Origin of the sequence: Streptomyces sp. PU-14G (assembly GCF_041028275.1) — a bacterium.
Lineage (GTDB): Bacteria > Actinomycetota > Actinomycetes > Streptomycetales > Streptomycetaceae > Streptomyces.
This window is the reverse complement of record NZ_JASKYT010000143.1, coordinates 1-17,036: the sequence shown is the minus strand read 5'-3', so window position 1 is coordinate 17,036 and position 17,036 is coordinate 1. Positions and strand designations below refer to the sequence as shown.

The 17,036-nt window shown below is 70.8% G+C and carries 14 protein-coding genes, 2 pseudogenes and 1 riboswitch; of the genes and pseudogenes, 12 read left to right on the top strand and 4 right to left on the bottom strand.

Translation table 11 applies throughout. From position 1 onward, the window contains the following. Positions 1 to 250 precede the first annotated feature (250 nt). From AB8Z75_RS18195 to AB8Z75_RS18160, 8 genes and pseudogenes are all read left to right on the top strand, one after another. Entirely contained in the window at positions 251 to 1,096 is an 846-nt protein-coding gene (locus AB8Z75_RS18195) for a hypothetical protein (RefSeq protein ID WP_369203245.1), read from the top strand. Positions 1,097 to 1,491: 395 nt separating this feature from the next. Beyond that, complete coding sequence (locus tag AB8Z75_RS18190; protein WP_369203243.1) at positions 1,492 to 2,358, top strand: DUF4232 domain-containing protein; 867 nt, start codon at positions 1,492 to 1,494, stop codon at positions 2,356 to 2,358. Between the two features lie 448 nt (positions 2,359 to 2,806). Further along, complete coding sequence (locus tag AB8Z75_RS18185; RefSeq protein ID WP_369203241.1) at positions 2,807 to 3,937, top strand: PP2C family protein-serine/threonine phosphatase; 1,131 nt, start codon at positions 2,807 to 2,809, stop codon at positions 3,935 to 3,937. A 190-nt stretch (positions 3,938 to 4,127) separates the two neighbouring features. Further along, a riboswitch (cyclic di-AMP (ydaO/yuaA leader) is annotated at positions 4,128 to 4,289 on the top strand. A 12-nt stretch (positions 4,290 to 4,301) separates the two neighbouring features. After that, a complete protein-coding gene (locus AB8Z75_RS18180) occupies positions 4,302 to 5,684 on the top strand; it encodes a M23 family metallopeptidase (RefSeq protein WP_369203239.1) in 1,383 nt (460 codons plus the stop codon). Positions 5,685 to 6,078: 394 nt separating this feature from the next. Beyond that, positions 6,079 to 7,032 (top strand): aldo/keto reductase, encoded by a 954-nt coding sequence (locus tag AB8Z75_RS18175; RefSeq protein WP_369203237.1) that lies wholly within the window; start codon positions 6,079 to 6,081, stop codon positions 7,030 to 7,032. 153 nt (positions 7,033 to 7,185) lie between these two features. Next, a pseudogene (locus AB8Z75_RS18170) lies at positions 7,186 to 7,929 on the top strand (SDR family NAD(P)-dependent oxidoreductase); the annotation flags it as partial. Positions 7,930 to 7,988: 59 nt separating this feature from the next. Continuing rightward, positions 7,989 to 8,357 carry a MerR family transcriptional regulator gene (locus AB8Z75_RS18165; RefSeq protein WP_369203235.1) on the top strand — a complete coding sequence of 123 codons (369 nt, stop codon included), beginning with the start codon at positions 7,989 to 7,991 and terminating at the stop codon, positions 8,355 to 8,357. A 291-nt stretch (positions 8,358 to 8,648) separates the two neighbouring features. Further along, positions 8,649 to 8,869, top strand: a pseudogene (locus AB8Z75_RS18160) (hypothetical protein); the annotation flags it as partial. 19 nt (positions 8,870 to 8,888) lie between these two features. On the opposite strand, the gene AB8Z75_RS18155 reads toward AB8Z75_RS18160, so the two are convergent. Together AB8Z75_RS18155 and AB8Z75_RS18150 are read right to left on the bottom strand one after the other, a co-directional pair. After that, positions 8,889 to 9,848, bottom strand: coding sequence for a redoxin family protein (locus tag AB8Z75_RS18155; RefSeq protein ID WP_369203233.1), 960 nt, complete (start codon positions 9,846 to 9,848; stop codon positions 8,889 to 8,891). A 420-nt stretch (positions 9,849 to 10,268) separates the two neighbouring features. Further along, entirely contained in the window at positions 10,269 to 11,462 is a 1,194-nt protein-coding gene (locus tag AB8Z75_RS18150; RefSeq protein WP_369203231.1) for an RtcB family protein, read from the bottom strand. A gap of 285 nt (positions 11,463 to 11,747) precedes the next feature. Between AB8Z75_RS18150 and AB8Z75_RS18145 the strand changes: the two genes are divergently transcribed. The 3 genes from AB8Z75_RS18145 (at position 11,748) to AB8Z75_RS18135 (ending at position 14,928) form a co-directional block, all read left to right on the top strand. Then, complete coding sequence (locus tag AB8Z75_RS18145) at positions 11,748 to 12,194, top strand: hypothetical protein (protein WP_369203229.1); 447 nt, start codon at positions 11,748 to 11,750, stop codon at positions 12,192 to 12,194. 17 nt (positions 12,195 to 12,211) lie between these two features. Continuing rightward, positions 12,212 to 14,392, top strand: coding sequence for a hypothetical protein (locus tag AB8Z75_RS18140; protein ID WP_369203227.1), 2,181 nt, complete (start codon positions 12,212 to 12,214; stop codon positions 14,390 to 14,392). An 83-nt stretch (positions 14,393 to 14,475) separates the two neighbouring features. Next, positions 14,476 to 14,928 carry a hypothetical protein gene (locus tag AB8Z75_RS18135; protein WP_369203225.1) on the top strand — a complete coding sequence of 151 codons (453 nt, stop codon included), beginning with the start codon at positions 14,476 to 14,478 and terminating at the stop codon, positions 14,926 to 14,928. Between the two features lie 78 nt (positions 14,929 to 15,006). Here the strand turns inward: AB8Z75_RS18135 and AB8Z75_RS18130 are convergent, their stop codons facing one another. After that, complete coding sequence (locus AB8Z75_RS18130) at positions 15,007 to 15,717, bottom strand: heme oxygenase (biliverdin-producing) (RefSeq protein ID WP_369203223.1); 711 nt, start codon at positions 15,715 to 15,717, stop codon at positions 15,007 to 15,009. Positions 15,718 to 15,836: 119 nt separating this feature from the next. Then, positions 15,837 to 16,694: a type I methionyl aminopeptidase gene (gene map / locus AB8Z75_RS18125; RefSeq protein ID WP_369203221.1), complete on the bottom strand. Its 858-nt coding sequence runs from the start codon at positions 16,692 to 16,694 to the stop codon at positions 15,837 to 15,839. 63 nt (positions 16,695 to 16,757) lie between these two features. Here map and AB8Z75_RS18120 point away from each other — a divergent pair, with 63 nt between their 5' ends. Further along, on the top strand, positions 16,758 to 17,015 hold the full coding sequence (locus AB8Z75_RS18120) for a hypothetical protein (RefSeq protein WP_369203219.1): 258 nt from the start codon (positions 16,758 to 16,760) through the stop codon (positions 17,013 to 17,015). The last annotated feature ends 21 nt before the right edge of the window (positions 17,016 to 17,036 follow it).

Below are 17,036 nucleotides of genomic sequence, written 5' to 3'. Positions count from 1 at the left end.
CTCCGGGTCCCCCGCTTCGTCGGCGGCTCCCGCCTCCTCGGCCGACCCGGTGTCATCGGCGGACTCTCCGGGAGGCCCCGGCTCCCCGAGCTGGGCCTCCGCGTCGGCTCCCGCGCCACCGTCGGACGCGGTGCCGCCGGACGCGTCATCGCCGGACGCGGTGCCGGCGGATGCTGCCGTCCCGTCCGGCGCGGTTCCGTCCGGTGCGTCGCCGGCGGCCCGAGGCTCCCGGGTGGGTTACATCTCCCCGGTGACGGAGGCGGAATCGGAGGCCTCCACGGTTGCCGAGGCGCACGCGGCGACTGTCGGTGAGCCCTCCTCGGCCGCCGCCCCACCGTCGGGTGCGGCGCCGCCGTCGGCCTCGCCTCCAACGGCTCGTCGGCGCCGGGGACGTACGGCCCTCGTCCTCACCGTCGCCGTCGCGGCGCTGGCCGGTGCGGGAGTGGCGGCGGTGAAGTTGAGGCCGGACGAACCGAAGAAGCCGGACGAGACGCTCGTACACGACGCGAGTGGACGTATCAGCATGAGAATACCGGCGGACTGGGCGAGCGAGGTGACGGGTGACGGCTGGAGTCCGTCGTCGATCGGCCTGCCGGCCGACCATGCTCCCGGGGTGCTCGTCGCGGAGGACGTGAAGGGCTGGAAAGACCTCACCTCGAAGACGAGCGGGGTCTTCGTCGGCCTCGGTGGCGGCAGCGGGGACAGCGGCGGCAAGGAGAACGGTACGGACGACGCCAAAGACCCCAACGACCCCAAAGACGCCAACAACGCGAACGGCGCGGACGGCGCGAACGGTGCGAATGCCGATTCCGGGCCGTCCGCTGACGAGTTGGCGGACAAGGTCGGAGCGATCAGTCACCGCACTGCCTGCCAGGACGCGGCGAGCCGCACCTACAAGGGCGAGGACTGGCAGGGGCGCATCCGTACCTGGTCCTCCTGCGCCTCCTCGGGCATATCGCTGGAGGAGATCAGCCTGACCCCCCGGCACAAGGGCAAGCCGCCGGTGTACGTGCAGATCCGCTGCGGCGAGGACTGCGTGGCCAGGACGGACAAGGTGCTGGACAGCCTGAAGGTGAGCGGCTCGTCGGACAACTGAACGCGGGCTGTGCGCGGCTGTACGCGGGCCGTACGTCGCGGTGCTGCACGCGGCTGTGCGCGGCTGTGCGCGGCTGTACGGCGCGGTGCGCGGCTGTACGTGCTGTGCGCGGCCGGCCACGGCCGATTGCGGTCGGGTGAGGCTGCCCGGTCGGGCACGGTGGCGCCCGGCCGAGGGCAGCCGGAAATGCCCACGCGTGCCCCTGCTGTCCCGCCCGTGTCCGGCGAGTGGACCCGGGGCGAAAAAATTTCCCCGCGACCGTGAACTTTCTCGCGGAGCCGGCCATCGAACGGTGTGTACGGCGCAGGAGCTCGGGGTGCACGCTGGTGAGGGCCGGACGGCATCCCGGGCGGCCGAACGACCGCGAGACGCGTGACCAGGGAGTGACGGCAGCCATGACACAGCGCCAACACGTGACAGGCGAACGGGTCGTGCACGAGACGACGGGGACGGCCTCCGTTTCGGGGGGCGCCGGACACCGCCCCCGGAGCCGAGCGGCCCGCGTCGCGGCCGGAGCGACGGCGGTGCTGGCTGCTGGGGCACTGCTGGTGGGGTGTGGCGGCGGAGACCAGGACGCGGAGGACGGGGCGCCGAAGAAGGTCAGCGGCGAGGCGGCGCCGGCCGGAGGCGACTCCGACAAGGGCAAGGAAGGTGACGGCAAGGGAGGCGACCAGGGGGACAGCGGCAAGGGCGACACGGACGGTGCCTCGAAGGGCGGCTCCGGCGGGTCCGATTCCGGTGCGAAGGGTTCATCGGGTTCGTCCGACTCGTCCGGGTCCTCTTCGTCGGGTACGGCAGGCGGGGACTCGAGCGCAGGCGGGACACACTCGGGCTCGGGTTCCGGCTCCCGCTGCGCCACCGGGGACCTGCGGGCGTCGTTCGGTCCGAACCACCCGGGCGCGGGCCAGCAGAACTACTCCCTTGTGTTCACGAACAAGTCGGACGCCACCTGCACCGTGCGCGGCTACCCCGGCCTGGCCTTCGTCAACAGTGCGGGCGAGGAGATCTCCATCGATCCGAACCGGACCGGCGGCCAGGTGCGTACGGTCACGCTGGCGCCCGGGAAGAGCGCGTGGGCGCCGCTCTCCTACTCCAACCCGGAGATGACCGGCGTACCGACGGTGAAGCCTTCCGCGGCGAAGGTCACCCCGCCCGACGAGCACGCTTCCCTCACCGCGCCGTGGTCGGGCGGCGAGGTCACCAAGAGCGGGACGGCTTCCGTCCCGAAGATCGGACCGCTGGCCCCGGGCACGGGCGGCTGACCGCACCTGCCGCACGGGGTGACCGCTGCGGGCGGTCGCCGACGGGCTGACCGCTGCGGTCAGCCGCACGGGCGGGCCGTCGGACGGACGGCGGAGCGTTCCCCTGACCACGGGACGACGCCGCGTCCGGGACCGGAGGAACGCCCCTCGCCGACGGCGGCGCCCGGCTCCACGGGAGGGTGCCGGGCGCCGTCCGTCCTGTCCGGTGGCCTGCCCGCGTGCCAATCGGCGCGGCCACCCGCCGCAGGCCGTTTCCGGCCGGTCCGGTCGCACGGTCCCGTACCCCCGACCCGACCACGCCCGAGTGGCCCGGCGTGCGCAGGCGGGCCAGATTGAGAGCGTGCAGGAGAGACGGACAGGCCGACCGGCGAGCCGGAGCCGACGAACGGGCCGGAGCCCGACCCGGGGGGAGGGCGAGGCGGAGCCGAGGGACGGGTACGCGGACAGCGTGGGGCGGCTGCGGCGCTTGGCGCGGCTGCTCCCCGCCGCTCTGTTCGCCCTGGGCCTCGTCCTGGAACTGGCGACGCCGCCGAACGTGACGGTCTCGGCGCCTTTCGCGGCCACACCACTGGCGGCAGCCGCCCTGCTGTCCTTCCGCGGCACCGTCATCGCCGGTGTCGGCTCCTCGGGTGCCGTCGTCCTGCTGACCTGGCTGCACGACGAGGCGGGGCCCGACATCGAACCCGAAGCCCGGTCCATCACCATTGTGACCGTCTCCGCGCTCGCCGTGGGCGTCAACTACGTGCTGCGCCGCAGCGGCGAGCAGCTGGCCTCGGCCCGTGTCGTCGCCGAGGCCGTACAGCTCGCGGTTCTGCCCACTCCGCCCACCCGCGCGGGCGGTCTGGTGTTCGCCACCCGGTACCGCGCCGCACAGACGGACGCCCGCATCGGTGGTGACTTCTACGCCGTCGAGGAGACCCCGTACGGCGTACGGCTGCTCCTCGGAGACGTACGCGGCAAAGGCCTCGGCGCGGTCGAGGCCGTGGTCATCGTGGTGGGCGCGTTCCGTGAGGCGGCCGAACAGGAAGAAACACTCGCCGACGTCGCGGCCCGCCTCGACCGCGCCCTCCAGCGGGAAGGACGGCGGCAGCTCGGCACCGCGCGGTTCGAGGGCTTCACGACCGCGGTCCTGGCCGAGATCCCCACCCATCCGGACGGCCCCGGTACGCCACGTGGGGCAGCACCGCAGGGCGCCGCCGAAGGCCCCGTACTGCGCCTCGTCAACCGCGGCCACCCCGGCCCCGTCCTGCTCCGCCACGGCCGCACGACCCTCCTGGAGCCGGACGAACCCGCGCTCCCACTCGGCATGACGGAGCTGGGCGTGTGGCCCGACGAGATCGACGAGGTGCCCTTCCCTCCGGGCAGCCAACTTCTCCTCTACACCGACGGGCTCTCCGAGGCACGCAACGCCGACGGTGTCTTCTACGACCCCGCCGGACGGCTGTCCCGCAGCTACTTCGCCGACCCGGAGGAACTGCTGGAGACCGTCCTCATCGACGTCGCCGACCACACGGGCGGCGAGTCGAGCGACGACATGGCGCTGCTGGCCGTCGCCCACGAGACCCGACGGAGTGCGTGACCCTGCGACCGCATCGCCGCCCGCTGTCTGCCGTCCGCCCCCCGGCAGGGGGAGGGCAATTGTGGGGAACGGCTTGGAAACACGGGTGCTGTTCTATTACCGTCCGATAACGCGGCACGGTCGTCACTGTCGTCACGAAAGACGGCACCGTGCGCCGACGCCGAATCCCGCACACGGAGCACCAGCCGGCCCAACTCGCCGGCCAGGCCCCGCGGGAACCGGGGAACCACCCCTTCTCGTCAGCATGTCGGGAAGGACCGGGGTGAATCGGGCGCCCCGCACGGGATGCCCGTAGGAGACCTTCCTGCTCCGAACCCGTCAGCTAACCCGGTAGGCGAGAAGGAAGGAAAGGAGAGCGCCCCCCGTGGCGTCCACATCCCAGGGCCCCGCCCCCGAGGCCGTCGGGTACGACCCGCAGCCCGGTACCGTCGGCTCCCCCGCTCCCACCCCCGCGTCGGCCCCCTACGGCGGCCCGCTCCCGCACGGTGGCGCGCTCCCGCACGGCGGCCCGCAGCCGTACGGCGGCGCGCTCCCGTACGGTGGCCCGCTCCGGAGCGATGGCGGTCCGCAGCAGTACGGCGGCGGCCCGTCTCCGTACGGCGGCGGCCCGCAGGGTCTCTCGCACGACCCGCAGGGCTTCTCGCACGACCCGCAGGGCGCTCCGCGTCCGAACGGCGAGTCCAGGGCCGGGGCGGACGAGCCCTCCGGCGGCGACGGACCGTGGGAGGACTGGAACCCCACCGAGGAGGCCACCCGCTCACTGCGCGGCAAACACCGGGTCGCCCGGCAGCGGACAGGCGGTGTGGCACGCGGCGGGGCCGTCCTCGGCGTCGGCATGATCGCCGCCGTCGGCGCGGGCGGCATGGCCACGGCACACGACAAGGACCCCGGCTCCATATCCGTGCCCGACATCGGTGCTGCCGCAGACACCGCCCGGGACCTGACCGATCACCTGCCCGACGCCGAGGACATACCCGGCCTAGGAGCGTTCGTCTCCGACGGCACGGACGGCACCGAGGTACCGGACGGCGTCCAGGCGGCACACGGAGCCGACGCCGTGGACGCGGCGGACACGGGCGGCGGCAGCGCCGGCGAGGCACTGCGGGCCCGCATCCTCGCGCAGGCCGAACGGCACCACGCCGCGACGGACGCACAGGCCCGCGAGGACGCGGCGCGCCAGGCGGCGAGCGCCGCCGCCCAAGAGGCAGCGAAGCGGGCAGCCGCCGAGGAGCGCGCGCGAACCGAGGCGCAGGAAGAACGCCGACGCGAGGCGGCAGCGGCGAAGGCCGCCGAAGCCGCCGAGGAGGCGAAGGCCAAGGCAGCGGCCGAACGCCGGGCCAAGCTCGCCCGCAGCTATGTGGCCCCCGTCGCCTCCTACCAGCTCAGCGCCGGTTTCGGCCAGTCCGGCGGCAGATGGCAGAACGACCACACCGGACAGGACTTCGCCGCTCCCAACGGCACCCCTGTCAAGGCGATCCACACCGGCACCGTCAAGGAGGCCGGCTGGGCCGGCTCGTACGGCTACCGTGTCGTCCTGGAACTGGACGACGGCACAGAACTCTGGTTCTGCCACCTCTCGTCCATGACCAAGTCGGCGGGCGACAAGGTGAGCACCGGTGACGTCATCGGACGCGTCGGCTCCACCGGCAACTCCTCCGGACCGCACCTGCACGTCGAGGTCCGCCCCGACGGCGGCGCCCCGGTGGACCCGTTGACGTGGCTACGCGACAAGGGCGTCAAGGTCTGACGCGCCCCTGAGGGCAGCACGTTCCTGAGGGTGGGGCGTCCCTGAGGGCGGGGCCGCTCCTGTCTGTGGGCCCCTCCTGACGATGGGCCCCACCACGCCGTGAGGGGCGTCCTGAGAGCCTGCGGGGCCTCACACGTCCCTGACGGCGGGCTACGTGCTCGCGGGGCTTCACGCGTCGCTGTGGGGCGTTTGCGGCAGCCCCACGGCGACGTCTGCGGAAGCTCACGGCGACGTCTGCGGAAGCTCACGGCGACGTGTGCGGCAGGCGTCCTCACGTACCCCCAGCTCCCAGCGGCTCGTGCGGGCGCCCGCACGGCCTCAGGACACGGTCCGCGAGGGGGAGTTTCGCGCGCTGTGCCCGGACCGGAGTGAAGCGGCGCGCTACGGTCGCGGCATGCAGACGAACGCCAGCAAAAGGATCGGCCAGCTGTCCGTCGCACCGCTCGCACTGGGCGGCAACGTCTTCGGCTGGACCGCTGACAAGGACACGTCCTTCGCCGTGCTGGACGCCTACACCGACGGCGGCGGCAACCACATCGACACCGCCGACGGGTACTCGGCCTGGGTGGAGGGCAACTCGGGGGGCGAGTCCGAGACGGTGATCGGCCAGTGGCTCGCGGCGCGCGGCCCTGCGGTCCGCGACAACGTCGTCATCGCCACCAAGGTCGCCCGGCACCCCGACCGCATGGGCCTGGCCCCACAGAACATCAAGGCCGCCTGTGAGGACTCGCTGCGCCGCCTGCAGACCGACCACATCGACCTGTACTACACGCACTTCGACGACGAGTCGGTCGAGGTCTCCGCGATCGTCCAGGCGCTGGACGACCTGGTCAAGGCGGGCAAGGTCCGCGAGATCGCGGCCTCGAACATCTCCGCCGAACGCCTGGCCGCCTCCCTCGCCTTCAGCGACCGCGAAGGCACCGCCCGGTACGTCGCCCTCCAGCCGCACTACAACCTGGTCTCCCGCGACACGTACGAGGGAGAGCTCGAAACCCTCGCCCGACGCGAGTCCCTGGCCGTGCTCCCGTACTACGCGCTGGCTGCCGGCTTCCTCACCGGCAAGTACCAGCCCGGCGAGCAGCCGCCTGAGGGCGCCAGGTCCGGCCAGGCGGCCAAACTCCTGGCCACCGAGCGCGGCCAGCGCGTCCTGGCCGCCCTCTCCACGGTCGCGAGCGCACACCAGGCCCCCGAGGCCACCGTCGCCCTCGCATGGCTCGCCGCCCAGCCCACCGTCACCTCCCCCATCGCCAGCGCCCGCACCGTCGACCAACTCCCCGCCCTCATGGCCGTGGCCGACCTCCAACTCACCCACGACGAACTCCGCCTACTGACGGACGCCTCGGCGTAATCCCGTCCCGTGCCAACCCCCTCCCACCGGGTTCGCTCCTTCATGGGTCCGGGGCCCGCGGCCGGGCACGAGCACGGGTGGCGCTGAAGCGAGTCTTATCGCCCCGGATMCMCCGCCCCCGGACCCACCGCCTCCCGTCCCGGCGACGGCCCGCGCACCGTCGTCGTCACCGGCGCAGGAACCGGTATAGGGCGGGCCACCGCCCGCGCGTTCGCCGCCACCGGCTCCCACGTCATCGCCGTGGGACGCCGGGAGGAGCCGCTGCACGAGACGGCCGCCGAGCCGGGGTCCGGCGCGATCACGCCCGTCCCCGCGGACATCACCGCCGAGCACGCACCGGACCGCATCGTGGAGGCGGCCCTCCAGGCGACAGGCCGGCTCGACGTGCTGGTCAACAACGCTGCCGTGGTCACCAACGAGAGCCTGGGCGACTACACCCCCGCCGGGATGGAACGGCAGCTCGCCACCAACCTCACCGCCCCCGTCCTGGTGACACAGGCGGCACTGCCCGCGCTGCGGACGGCACCGTCGGGCGGCGTGATCCTCAACGTCAGCACCGCTCTCGGGCAGCGCGCCTGGCCGGGCAACTCCCTCTACGCCGCGACGAAGGGCGCTCTCGAAGTGCTCACCCGAGGCTGGGCGGTGGACCTGGCAGCGGACGGCATCCGCGTCGCCGCCGTCGCCCCGGGCGCTATCGACACCCCCATCGGCGACCACCGCGGCCTCGACCCGGAGCAACGGGCGGCCATCAGGAAGTGGCAGATCGACCACACCCCGCTCGGCCGCGTCGGCAGATCCGAGGAGGTCGCCGCCGTGCTCGTCCAACTGGCCGCGTCCGCAGCCTCGTTCATCACCGGGATCGTGCTGCCCGTGGACGGCGGCGCGGTGGTGGCGTGAGGCCCGTGGTATCACTGTCCTCCGTACGTTCCACTGGGCCTGACGGAGGGGCTGCCACGGTGCGCATCGGCGAACTGGCACGGCGGACGGGGACCACGGCGCGGGCACTGCGCCACTACGAGCAGGCCGGTCTCCTCACCTCGGAGCGTGCCGCCAACGGATATCGCCTCTACCCCACGTCCGCCGAAGTGCGCGTCCGCAACATCCGTTACCTCCTCGACGCCGGGCTGACCCTTCAGGACGTCGGCTTCTTCGCCGCCTGCCTGGACGGCGACGTCACCGCGGGGGAGCCCTCCCCGGAGGCGCTGCGCGTGGTCGAGGAACGGCTCGCCGTCCTGGAAGCCCGTATCGCCGCCCACACCGAAGCCCGCGACCGGCTGCGCGACGCACTGCGCCAGGCAGCCGCCATGACGCGGGCAGCCGCCTGAGGGGTCCGGCCCCGGCCGGACCCCGTGGCAGGTCGTCCCCATGGTGGCTTGCCCCCTCGGCAGGTGCCCCTGGCGGACCGCCCTCGTTGGCGGGCTGTCCTCCTCGGCGGGTCACCCCCTTCCCGCGGGTTGCCGCCCTTGGCGGTGGCGCACTCGCAGCGCCTCCTCGCCGGGTGCTGCCGGGGCCTGAGGAACCTCCGTGTCAGATCGTGCGCTAAGCGTTCGCCGGCCCTGGCTGGGCGGCTGACGGGGCGTCGGTCATAGGGCCGGTCCCAAGTCGTCCCATGGGTGGCCCGGCCGCTGGCGTCGGCCGCCGACGACGAGAGCGGCGAGGTCCTGGAACTGCTCTGGGGGCGCCGCGGCGGTAAAAACACGTGGAACTCTCGCCGGGCGGGGGTGCTGTCGTGGCTCGGCTTCTGGCGCGGCTGCTGAAAGGCCGCACCCGCGGGCCGGTGTTCGTCACTCACCGACGCCCGGAGCCGGGCAAGGTCGTCAGCCCCCGCGACGTGTGCAGGCGCTGAACGCCGGCCTCTACAGGGGGTTGTCCTTCAGCCAGGTCAGGACCTGGTCGGCGTGCTCGCTCGGGGGGAAGATCGGATAGAAGACGTGCTCGATCACGCCGTCGTGGATGATCAGGGTCAGCCGCTTGTAGAGCGTCAGCCCGCTGGTGGTCTCGAAGGTGGGCAGGTCGAGCTGTTGTGCCAGGTTCCGTGCGGGGTCGGAGAGCATCTCGAACGGCAGGTGGAGCCGCTCGGCGAACTCGCGCTGGTAGTCGGGGTCCTGGCTGGAGAGGCCGAACACCCCGTCCGCTCCGGCGGCGAGGAGGTCCTGGTAGTGGTCGCGGAAGCCGCACGCCTCGGGGGTGCAGCCGCGCGCCCCGGGGATGGAGTCCCAGCCGTCGGGCAAGTCGACGCCCGGGCGTCCGGTGAGCGGGTAGAGGTAGATCACCGTGCGGCCCGCCCCGAGCGCGTCGAGTCGGACGGACGTGCCGCCGGTGCCCTGGAGATCCAGGTGCGGCACCTTCATGCCGGGCAGATGAGCAGCCGCGCCGTCGTCCTCGGGGACGGGCAGGTCGGCGGGCAGGCTCGTGTAGTCAGTCATCAGGTTCTCTCCTTCGTTGGCCGGTGAGACGCGGCTGCCGCGGTGAGCGGCTTGCCGCAGATGCGTGACCAGCACCGCCCGACGGGCGGTGAGCCCTTCGATCCGCTGGGTGAGCTCGCCGATCGCCTCCCGGTATCCGGCCAGCGAGGCCGGACAGTCGTCGGCGTGCCGATGGCCGGCCGTGAGGCACTCCAGGAACGGGCGGGTGCGGTCAACGGGAATCCCGAGACTGCCGAGCGCCCGGATCTCCTGCGTGAGTCGTACGTCGTGCTCGTCGTAGTCCCGGTAGCCGTTGGGCAGCCGCGCGGGCGTGAGCAGCCCCAGCGACTCGTAGTAGCGCACCGCTTTCGTCGTCACGCCGGCCCGGCGGGCCAGCTCGCTGATCTGCATGCCTGTCACCTCGAAGAACGCTAAACCTTGTCCTTGAGGGTAAGGTCAAGTCGTAGCGAGGATGTCCCACTGGCCTTGCCCTGGTTCTGTCGACGAGCGCGGGCACCGTGGGCAGGAAGACGACGGCCGGGACGGCTCTGGACGTGGCTCCTGGTGTCGGTAGCCGGGCTCGTCGGCCAAGCGCAGGAGGTGCAGGGGCTTGGCGATCCGTCCGTAGTGGGCGAGGGCGTCGCCGAGTCGATGCGGGCGAGGTCGATCCGGCCGTGGGGGGCGTCCTGGAGGCGCCGTAGTCGCCCGTGCGGTCAATGCGCCACATCTTCTGGTCCGGCAGGCCCCTGTCCCCTCCAGAGCGTCACCCCCTCAGGAGGTGACGTTCTGGAGGAGGGTGCGGGCCCCCGGCCGACGCGGGGCGGCCCCGCGTCATCCCTTCACGCACACGACCTGCTTCAGCTTGGCGACGACCTCCACCAGGTCGCGCTGCTGGTCGATGACGCGCTCGATCGGCTTGTACGCGCCGGGGATCTCGTCCACGACCCCCGCGTCCTTGCGGCACTCGACGCCCCGGGTCTGCTCCGCCAGGTCCTGCTCGGAAAAGCGGCGCTTGGCCGCGTTCCTGCTCATGCGCCGACCGGCACCGTGCGAGGCCGAGTTGAACGACGCCGCGTTCCCCAGGCCCTTGACGATGTAGGAGCCGGTGCCCATGGAGCCGGGGATGATCCCGTACTCGCCGCCGCCCGCACGGATGGCGCCCTTGCGGGTGACGAGGAGGTCCATACCGTCGTAGCGCTCCTCGGCCACGTAGTTGTGGTGGCAGGAGATCGTCTCGTCGAAGAGAGGCTTCGCCTTCTTGAACTCCTTGCGCACGACGTCCTTGAGCAGGCCCATCATCAGCGCACGGTTGTGCTTGGCGTACTCCTGCGCCCAGAACAGGTCGTGCCGGTAGGCCCCCATCTGCGGGGTGTCCGCGACGAAGACCGCCAGGTCGCGGTCGACCAGGTCCTGGTTGTGCGGCAGCTTCTGGGCCACCCCGATGTGGTAGTCCGCGAGCTCCTTGCCGATGTTCCGCGAACCGGAGTGCAGCATCAGCCACACCTGGTCCTCGGTGTCGAGGCAGACCTCGATGAAGTGGTTGCCCCCGCCGAGCGTGCCCATCTGCTTGGTGGCGCGCTCCTGCCGGAACCGTACGGACTCGGCCACGCCGCCGAAGCGCGCCCAGAAGTCCTCCCATCCCGTGGTCGGCAGCCCGTGGACGCGGCCGGGATCCACCGGATCGTCGTGCATCCCGCGGCCGACCGGAATGGCCTGCTCGACCCGCGAGCGCAGCCGCGAGAGGTCACCGGGCAGGTCGTTCGCCGTCAGCGACGTCCGCACGGCGGACATGCCGCACCCGATGTCGACCCCCACCGCCGCCGGGCAGACCGCCCCGTGCATCGCGATGACGGACCCGACCGTGGCGCCCTTCCCGTAGTGCACGTCCGGCATCACCGCGAGCCCCTTGATCCAGGGCAGGGTCGCGACGTTCTGCAACTGCCGCAGGGCCGCGTCCTCCACGGACGCCGGGTCCGCCCACATCCGGATCGGCACCCGCGCCCCGGGCATCTCGACGTGACTCATGACCGACCAACTCCCCCGAAAACGCTCTCTGACTCCCAGCGCGAGCTCCCCGCAAACGAGCAAACGAGCAAACGCTCACGTGAACCCGCGAGGCGCCGCCGCAGTCGGCGGCGCTCCGGTCACCCATTGTGCGCTCCGGTGCACCAGCGACGGCAAAGGGTTTTCGTGACCCGGCACGGTGGCGGTGGCACGGTCCCGAGGAGCAGAACCGTTGCACCCCGCAGTGTGTCTCCCTAAGTTGAGACGGATCTTGTTGGTAGTGGGAAAGTAACGGGGGAGGCAACAGTGGCTTTTGAGGAGTGGGAGCAGGCCAAGGCGAACGTCGCCGCCGACGGCGACGCCCGCATGCAGCTCGCCGGGCGCCCGGCGCCGGGCGGCTCGGGCGGCAGCGGCGGCGCGTCCGACCTGGTCGTCCACGACGACGAGCTGGGCAAGCTCGGCAACATGGCGTACGACCTGCGGCACCAGCTCGGTGTCGACGGCAAGCACGCGCGCTTCGCCAGCTACGAGGCCGCCGGCTCGCTGGCCGACGACGGCTTCGACATGGGCACCGCACTGAGCGAGGCGTGCGACTCCTGGGACACCAAGCTCAAGACGCTGGGGGACGCCTGCGGCCAGATCTCCAACCACCTCGACTACTCGCGAGGCGCCCACGCCAAGGACGAGGACCGCATCACCGCCAAGATGTCCTCAATCGCGAAACTCGACGAGTACCTCAAGTACGACAAGTAGGGGGAGCGATGGGCGCCATGCACATACCGACAGTGGCGGAGCTGCGCGACCTGCGGCTGGGCAAGCTGAACACCGCGATCACCGACTGGACGGAGACGGTCGAGCGGCTGCGCACCCTCGCCACAGGTGAGGGCGGGAAGGGCGGCGGTGCGGGCGGCAAAGGCGGCGCGGACGGAAAGGGCGCCGGGGTGACCGCCACCGGCCTCAGCTCCGCCGCGGCCAAGGCCACCTGGGCCGGAAAGAACGCCACGGTCACCAGGGAGTTCGTCACCAAGACCGCCACCCAGTTCTCGGAACTGCTCGGGGAGGCCGAAGACGTCCTCGGCATCCTCAGGACCGCCCGCAACGCCTTCAAGCAGCACAAGCTGGACCTGGAGGCCGTCGTCGACGACGTCGCCAAGGACAACGTCTACGTCAACGACAACAGCACGGTGAAGGGCTCGGTGCCCTCCGGCGCCGCCTTGGGCGACGCGGACATCAAACCCCCCACCCAGGCCGTACTCGACGCGGCCGAAAAGCGCGTCAAGCGGGTGCTGTGGGAAGCCGCGGAGAGCAACCGCGTGGCCGCCCGCGAGCTGCGCGCCATGGCCAAACGCAAGTACGACTTCTCCGGAGCCGCGGCCAACTCCCTCAAGAAGGCCAACCGCAGGCAGGGCAAGGTCGACGCCCAGTACTGGACGAAGCGCCTCAAGGACGGCGACGTCAAGGTGTGGGAGCTCGACGAGAAGGAACTGGAGAAGTTCAACAAGACGCTCCGCGACCAGCGCGACAACCCCGCCTTCACCGAGAACTTCGCCACCGGCATGGGCGCCGAAGGCACCCTCCAGTTCTGGCGTGACCTGGTCGACCCCGGCCACGGCGACACCCCCACAGGCGACCGCGCCAAGCTGCTCGACCACATCCAGGGCAACCTGAGCATGAGCCTGGCCAACGCCACCCGGGTCGACACCCCGGCGATGGCCAAGTGGGAGAACGACATCATCCACGCCGGGACCAAGCAGTTCGGGCACGAGGGCATCATGGCCAAGCCCTACGGCTTCCAGATCATGAGCAGCCTCATGGGCAAGGGCAAGTTCGACGACGGCTTCCTCGACAAGTACGGCGACGCCATGTACAAGTTCGAGCGCGGCAAGCGGGACGCGCCCTCCGCGTGGGGCCTCGTCGGTATGGGCACCGACCTCGACCCCGGCGACAAGTCCACCGGCGCCGACCCCATGACCGGCTATCTCAAGGCGCTCAGCCACAACCCGGACGCGGCGACCACCGTCTTCAACGACCCCGACAAGGCCGACTACTTCCTCAAGGACCCAGACCATGGGGGCCGCGTCTGGTTCGACGAGGAACAGCCCGACAGCACAGGCCCCGACGACGGCGTCAAGCTCCCCTCCCGCGAGGCGCTCGGCGACGCGCTGTTCGCCGCCGGCAGCGGCATGAACCCCGACGACCAGGCCGCCGAGTACGTCAAGCACACCTCCGCGCACAACGACGTGTTCGACAAGGCCCTGGACCGGCTGGCAAGCCAGAAGGACGAGATGCCGGCCGAACTCCGCGACGACATGGCCAAATTGCTGGGTAACCACGGCCATGCCTCCCACATGACCATGAGTGGGTCACCGGAAGAGTGGGAACTCAACCCTGACCACCTCTTGGAGGTAACCAAGCAGATTTCCCGAGACCCGGAGAGCTACCGAGTGTTGAACGGGTCCATGAACGCGGCGATAGTCAATGATATCCACTCGGACGCACCCCCGGAGGACAGTCTGAATCGCGCTGGACGCACCGTCGGATTTCTGGAGGAGGCGCGCTACCAGGCAATCGGAGACCAGAAGGGTGAGGATCTCAAAGCTGCGGGCTGGGGGACCACGGGAACGGGAGGGTACCTCGCTACTGCTACCGGTGCACTCTTCTTGCCTTCGAAACTTCCCGGTGTCACTGCGAACGCGCTATTCGGCTTGAGCAAGTGGATGGTCGAAGACGAGAACGCTCAGATCGAGGCTGATGCGATGGAAGAGAACCAAAAGGTTGCCGAGGGGCAGGGGAAGCGCCTGGTCGCACTCAAGAACGAATGGTACGACGCCCACCGGGGCTGGGCAGAGGGGCGGACGGAATTCTCCGAGGAGCATGGGGCGTGGGACAAGATCGACAAAGCCGCGAATGCCAGCAAATCAAACGCTCATTCGCGGTGGGGTGACGGGTGAGCATGGGTCGGTGTCGGATGGCGGCCGTTGTCGCCCTTGTTCTTGTCTCGCTCAGTGGGTGTTCGAGCGGTAGGGACTATGCCGTGCCGAAGGAGATCTGCGGGGTGCGGATGCCCAAGGGCGTGGTGGAGCCATTGTTTCCGGACGGCGACGAAGTGCAGCAGAAAGCTCACAGTTCGGAGTCGGGCCCGCAGTACCTGTGCGTCGTGCGTGTGGATGGTGAAAAAGCGTTCACCGTGGACAGTTGGCAGAAGCACGACCGCCCGGAGCAGGACAACGTGGGCGACGAAGGTCCCGAACGGGCAGCCCATGACAAGGTGCTTGAGGATGTTCCTTTCTCCGGCTGGGGTGCGCTGAGTGACAACCGCGTTCTGATGGCTGCGAAATGCGAGAAACGGCGAGCGGGTTGGCTCGTTCTTTCTCTCACCCTCGAGAACAAGAGCATCGGAAGCGTCCAAGAGCGACGCGACGCCATGGTGAACTTCATGAAGGAGTTCGTGCCACGGCAGAAGAAGGAAGGCTGCGATGCCGCATAGGGCGTTCGCCCGTGCGAGGGGGAGAAGGAGGGCTGCACCGCGCGGTGAGTGGGGCAGCCCTCCGGCGGCGGTGGGGGCTCAGGCGCTCAGTCGGTTGAAGCTGGTGTCGAGTTCGCGGAAGACGGCCATGTTGAGGGCGAACGCGTGCTTGCACTCTTCCACGATGCGGTGCTGCTCCAACTCGTCGCAGGGGAGTGCGTCCAGTAGTGCGCGGTATCCGCGTTTGAACGCGGCGGGGTTGTCGATGGCGTCGAAGACGTAGAAGCGGACGCCGTCGCCCTTGTGGGCGAAGCCCCAGGTCTTCTCGGCGGTGGCGCGGACGACCTGGCCGCCGGAGAGGTCGCCGAGGTAGCGGGTGTAGTGGTGGGCGACGTAGCCGCCGGGCCACTCGCGGGCGACCTGGGCGATGCGCTCGGCGTAGGCGGCGGTGGCGGGCAGGGGCGACACGGCCTGGCGCCAGGCCGTGTCGCCACCGTGCAGGTGGGTCAGGTCGCGTTCGAGCGCGGGCAGCCGGAGGAGTTCGTCGCGTACGAAGGGCCCGGCGACCGGGTCGTCGGCCAGCGCGGGGGCAGCGCCTTCCAGCGCGCCGTAGATGTGCCAGAGCTGTTCGGTGTAGCGGGTGTACGCGGCCACGCCGAGTCTGCCGCCGAGCATGTCGCTCATGAAGGTCGAGCTGTTGGCTTCGGTGTGCAGTTGCTGGGAGGCGGTGCGGATGAGGGTGGAGAAGTCCGTCGCGGGCGAGGAGGCGGAGGACACAGCTGGCTCCCGTGGGTGGACGGCGTCGGGCATGGGTGCTCCGACAGGGAGCGATCCTGCTATTTAGGCTTACCTAAGTCAAGCAGTTGCCGACACCCTGTCGGGAAACCCGTACCCCGCGGGCCCGGTGGGAATGCGCTGGGGCGCGCTCCCTACGGGAGCGTCAGGATGTCCGCGCCCGTCTCCGTGACGACCAGCGTGTGCTCGAACTGCGCGGTGCGCCTGCGGTCCTTGGTGACGACCGTCCAGCCGTCCTCCCACATGTCCCACTCGTGGGTGCCCAGCGTCAGCATCGGCTCGATGGTGAAGGTCATGCCGGGGCGCATGACCGTCGTCGCGCGGGGGTCGTCGTAGTGCGGGACGATCAGCCCGGAGTGGAAGGAGCTGTTGATGCCGTGCCCGGTGAAGTCGCGGACGACGCCGTAGCCGAAGCGCTTGGCGTACGACTCGATGACGCGGCCGATGATGTTGAGCTGGCGGCCGGGCTTGACGGCCTTGATCGCGCGGTTCAGCGACTCCCGCGTCCGTTCGACCAGCGCGCGGGACTCCTCGTCGACCTCGCCGCACAGGTAGGTGGCGTTGTTGTCGCCGTGGACGCCGTCCAGGTAGGCGGTCACGTCCAGGTTCACGATGTCGCCGTCGCGCAGCACGGTGGAGTCGGGGATGCCGTGGCAGATCACCTCGTTGACCGAGGTGCACAGCGACTTGGGAAAGGAGCGGTAGCCCAGCGTGGAGGGGTAGGCACCGTGGTCGATCATGTACTGGTGCGCCACTTCGTCCAGTTTGTCCGTGGTGACGCCCGGGGCGATGTGCTTGGCGGCTTCTTCCATGGCGCGCGCCGCGATCCGTCCGGCGACGCGCATCTTCTCGATCGTCTCGGCGTCCTGCACCTCCGGCCCGTCGTACGGGGTGGGTGCGGGCTTGCCGACGTACTCGGGGCGCGGGATCGAGGCGGGGACCCCGCGGGGCGGGGAGAGCTTGCCGGGGACGAGGAGTGACTGGCCAGACATGTCCGCGAGTCTAATCGGGCCTGTCCACTGAGATCAGGCCCTCCCGTGCGCGACGATGGAGCCATGGCTTTGTTCAAGCGCAAGACGGTCGGCAGGCCCGGTGAGTGGTTCTTCAACGTGGACAACGGCACGGTGGAGGAGGGCCCGCAGTCCCCGGGCAAGAACCGGATGGGCCCGTACGCCAGCCGCGAGGAGGCCGAACGCGCGTTGGAGACGGCACGGGAGCGTACCTCGGAGTGGGAGCACGACCCACGCTGGCACGACCGGGGCCGGGGCCCGGGCCGGGGCCCCGACGCGGACGCGGGCTCGGGCGACGGCTGACCCCCGACTCCGACCCCACCC

What these genes read in the sequence shown, in the direction of transcription:
- AB8Z75_RS18190 (WP_369203243.1), top strand. Translation starts at nt 1,492, where the DNA reads ATGACACAGCGCCAACACGTGACAGGCGAACGGGTCGTGCACGAGACG.
- AB8Z75_RS18120 (WP_369203219.1), top strand. Translation starts at nt 16,758, where the DNA reads ATGGCTTTGTTCAAGCGCAAGACGGTCGGCAGGCCCGGTGAGTGGTTC.
- AB8Z75_RS18150 (WP_369203231.1), bottom strand. Translation starts at nt 11,462, where the DNA reads ATGAGTCACGTCGAGATGCCCGGGGCGCGGGTGCCGATCCGGATGTGG.
- AB8Z75_RS18140 (WP_369203227.1), top strand. Translation starts at nt 12,212, where the DNA reads ATGCACATACCGACAGTGGCGGAGCTGCGCGACCTGCGGCTGGGCAAG.
- AB8Z75_RS18175 (WP_369203237.1), top strand. Translation starts at nt 6,079, where the DNA reads ATGCAGACGAACGCCAGCAAAAGGATCGGCCAGCTGTCCGTCGCACCG.
- AB8Z75_RS18130 (WP_369203223.1), bottom strand. Translation starts at nt 15,717, where the DNA reads ATGCCCGACGCCGTCCACCCACGGGAGCCAGCTGTGTCCTCCGCCTCC.
- map (WP_369203221.1), bottom strand. Translation starts at nt 16,694, where the DNA reads ATGTCTGGCCAGTCACTCCTCGTCCCCGGCAAGCTCTCCCCGCCCCGC.
- AB8Z75_RS18155 (WP_369203233.1), bottom strand. Translation starts at nt 9,848, where the DNA reads ATGCAGATCAGCGAGCTGGCCCGCCGGGCCGGCGTGACGACGAAAGCG.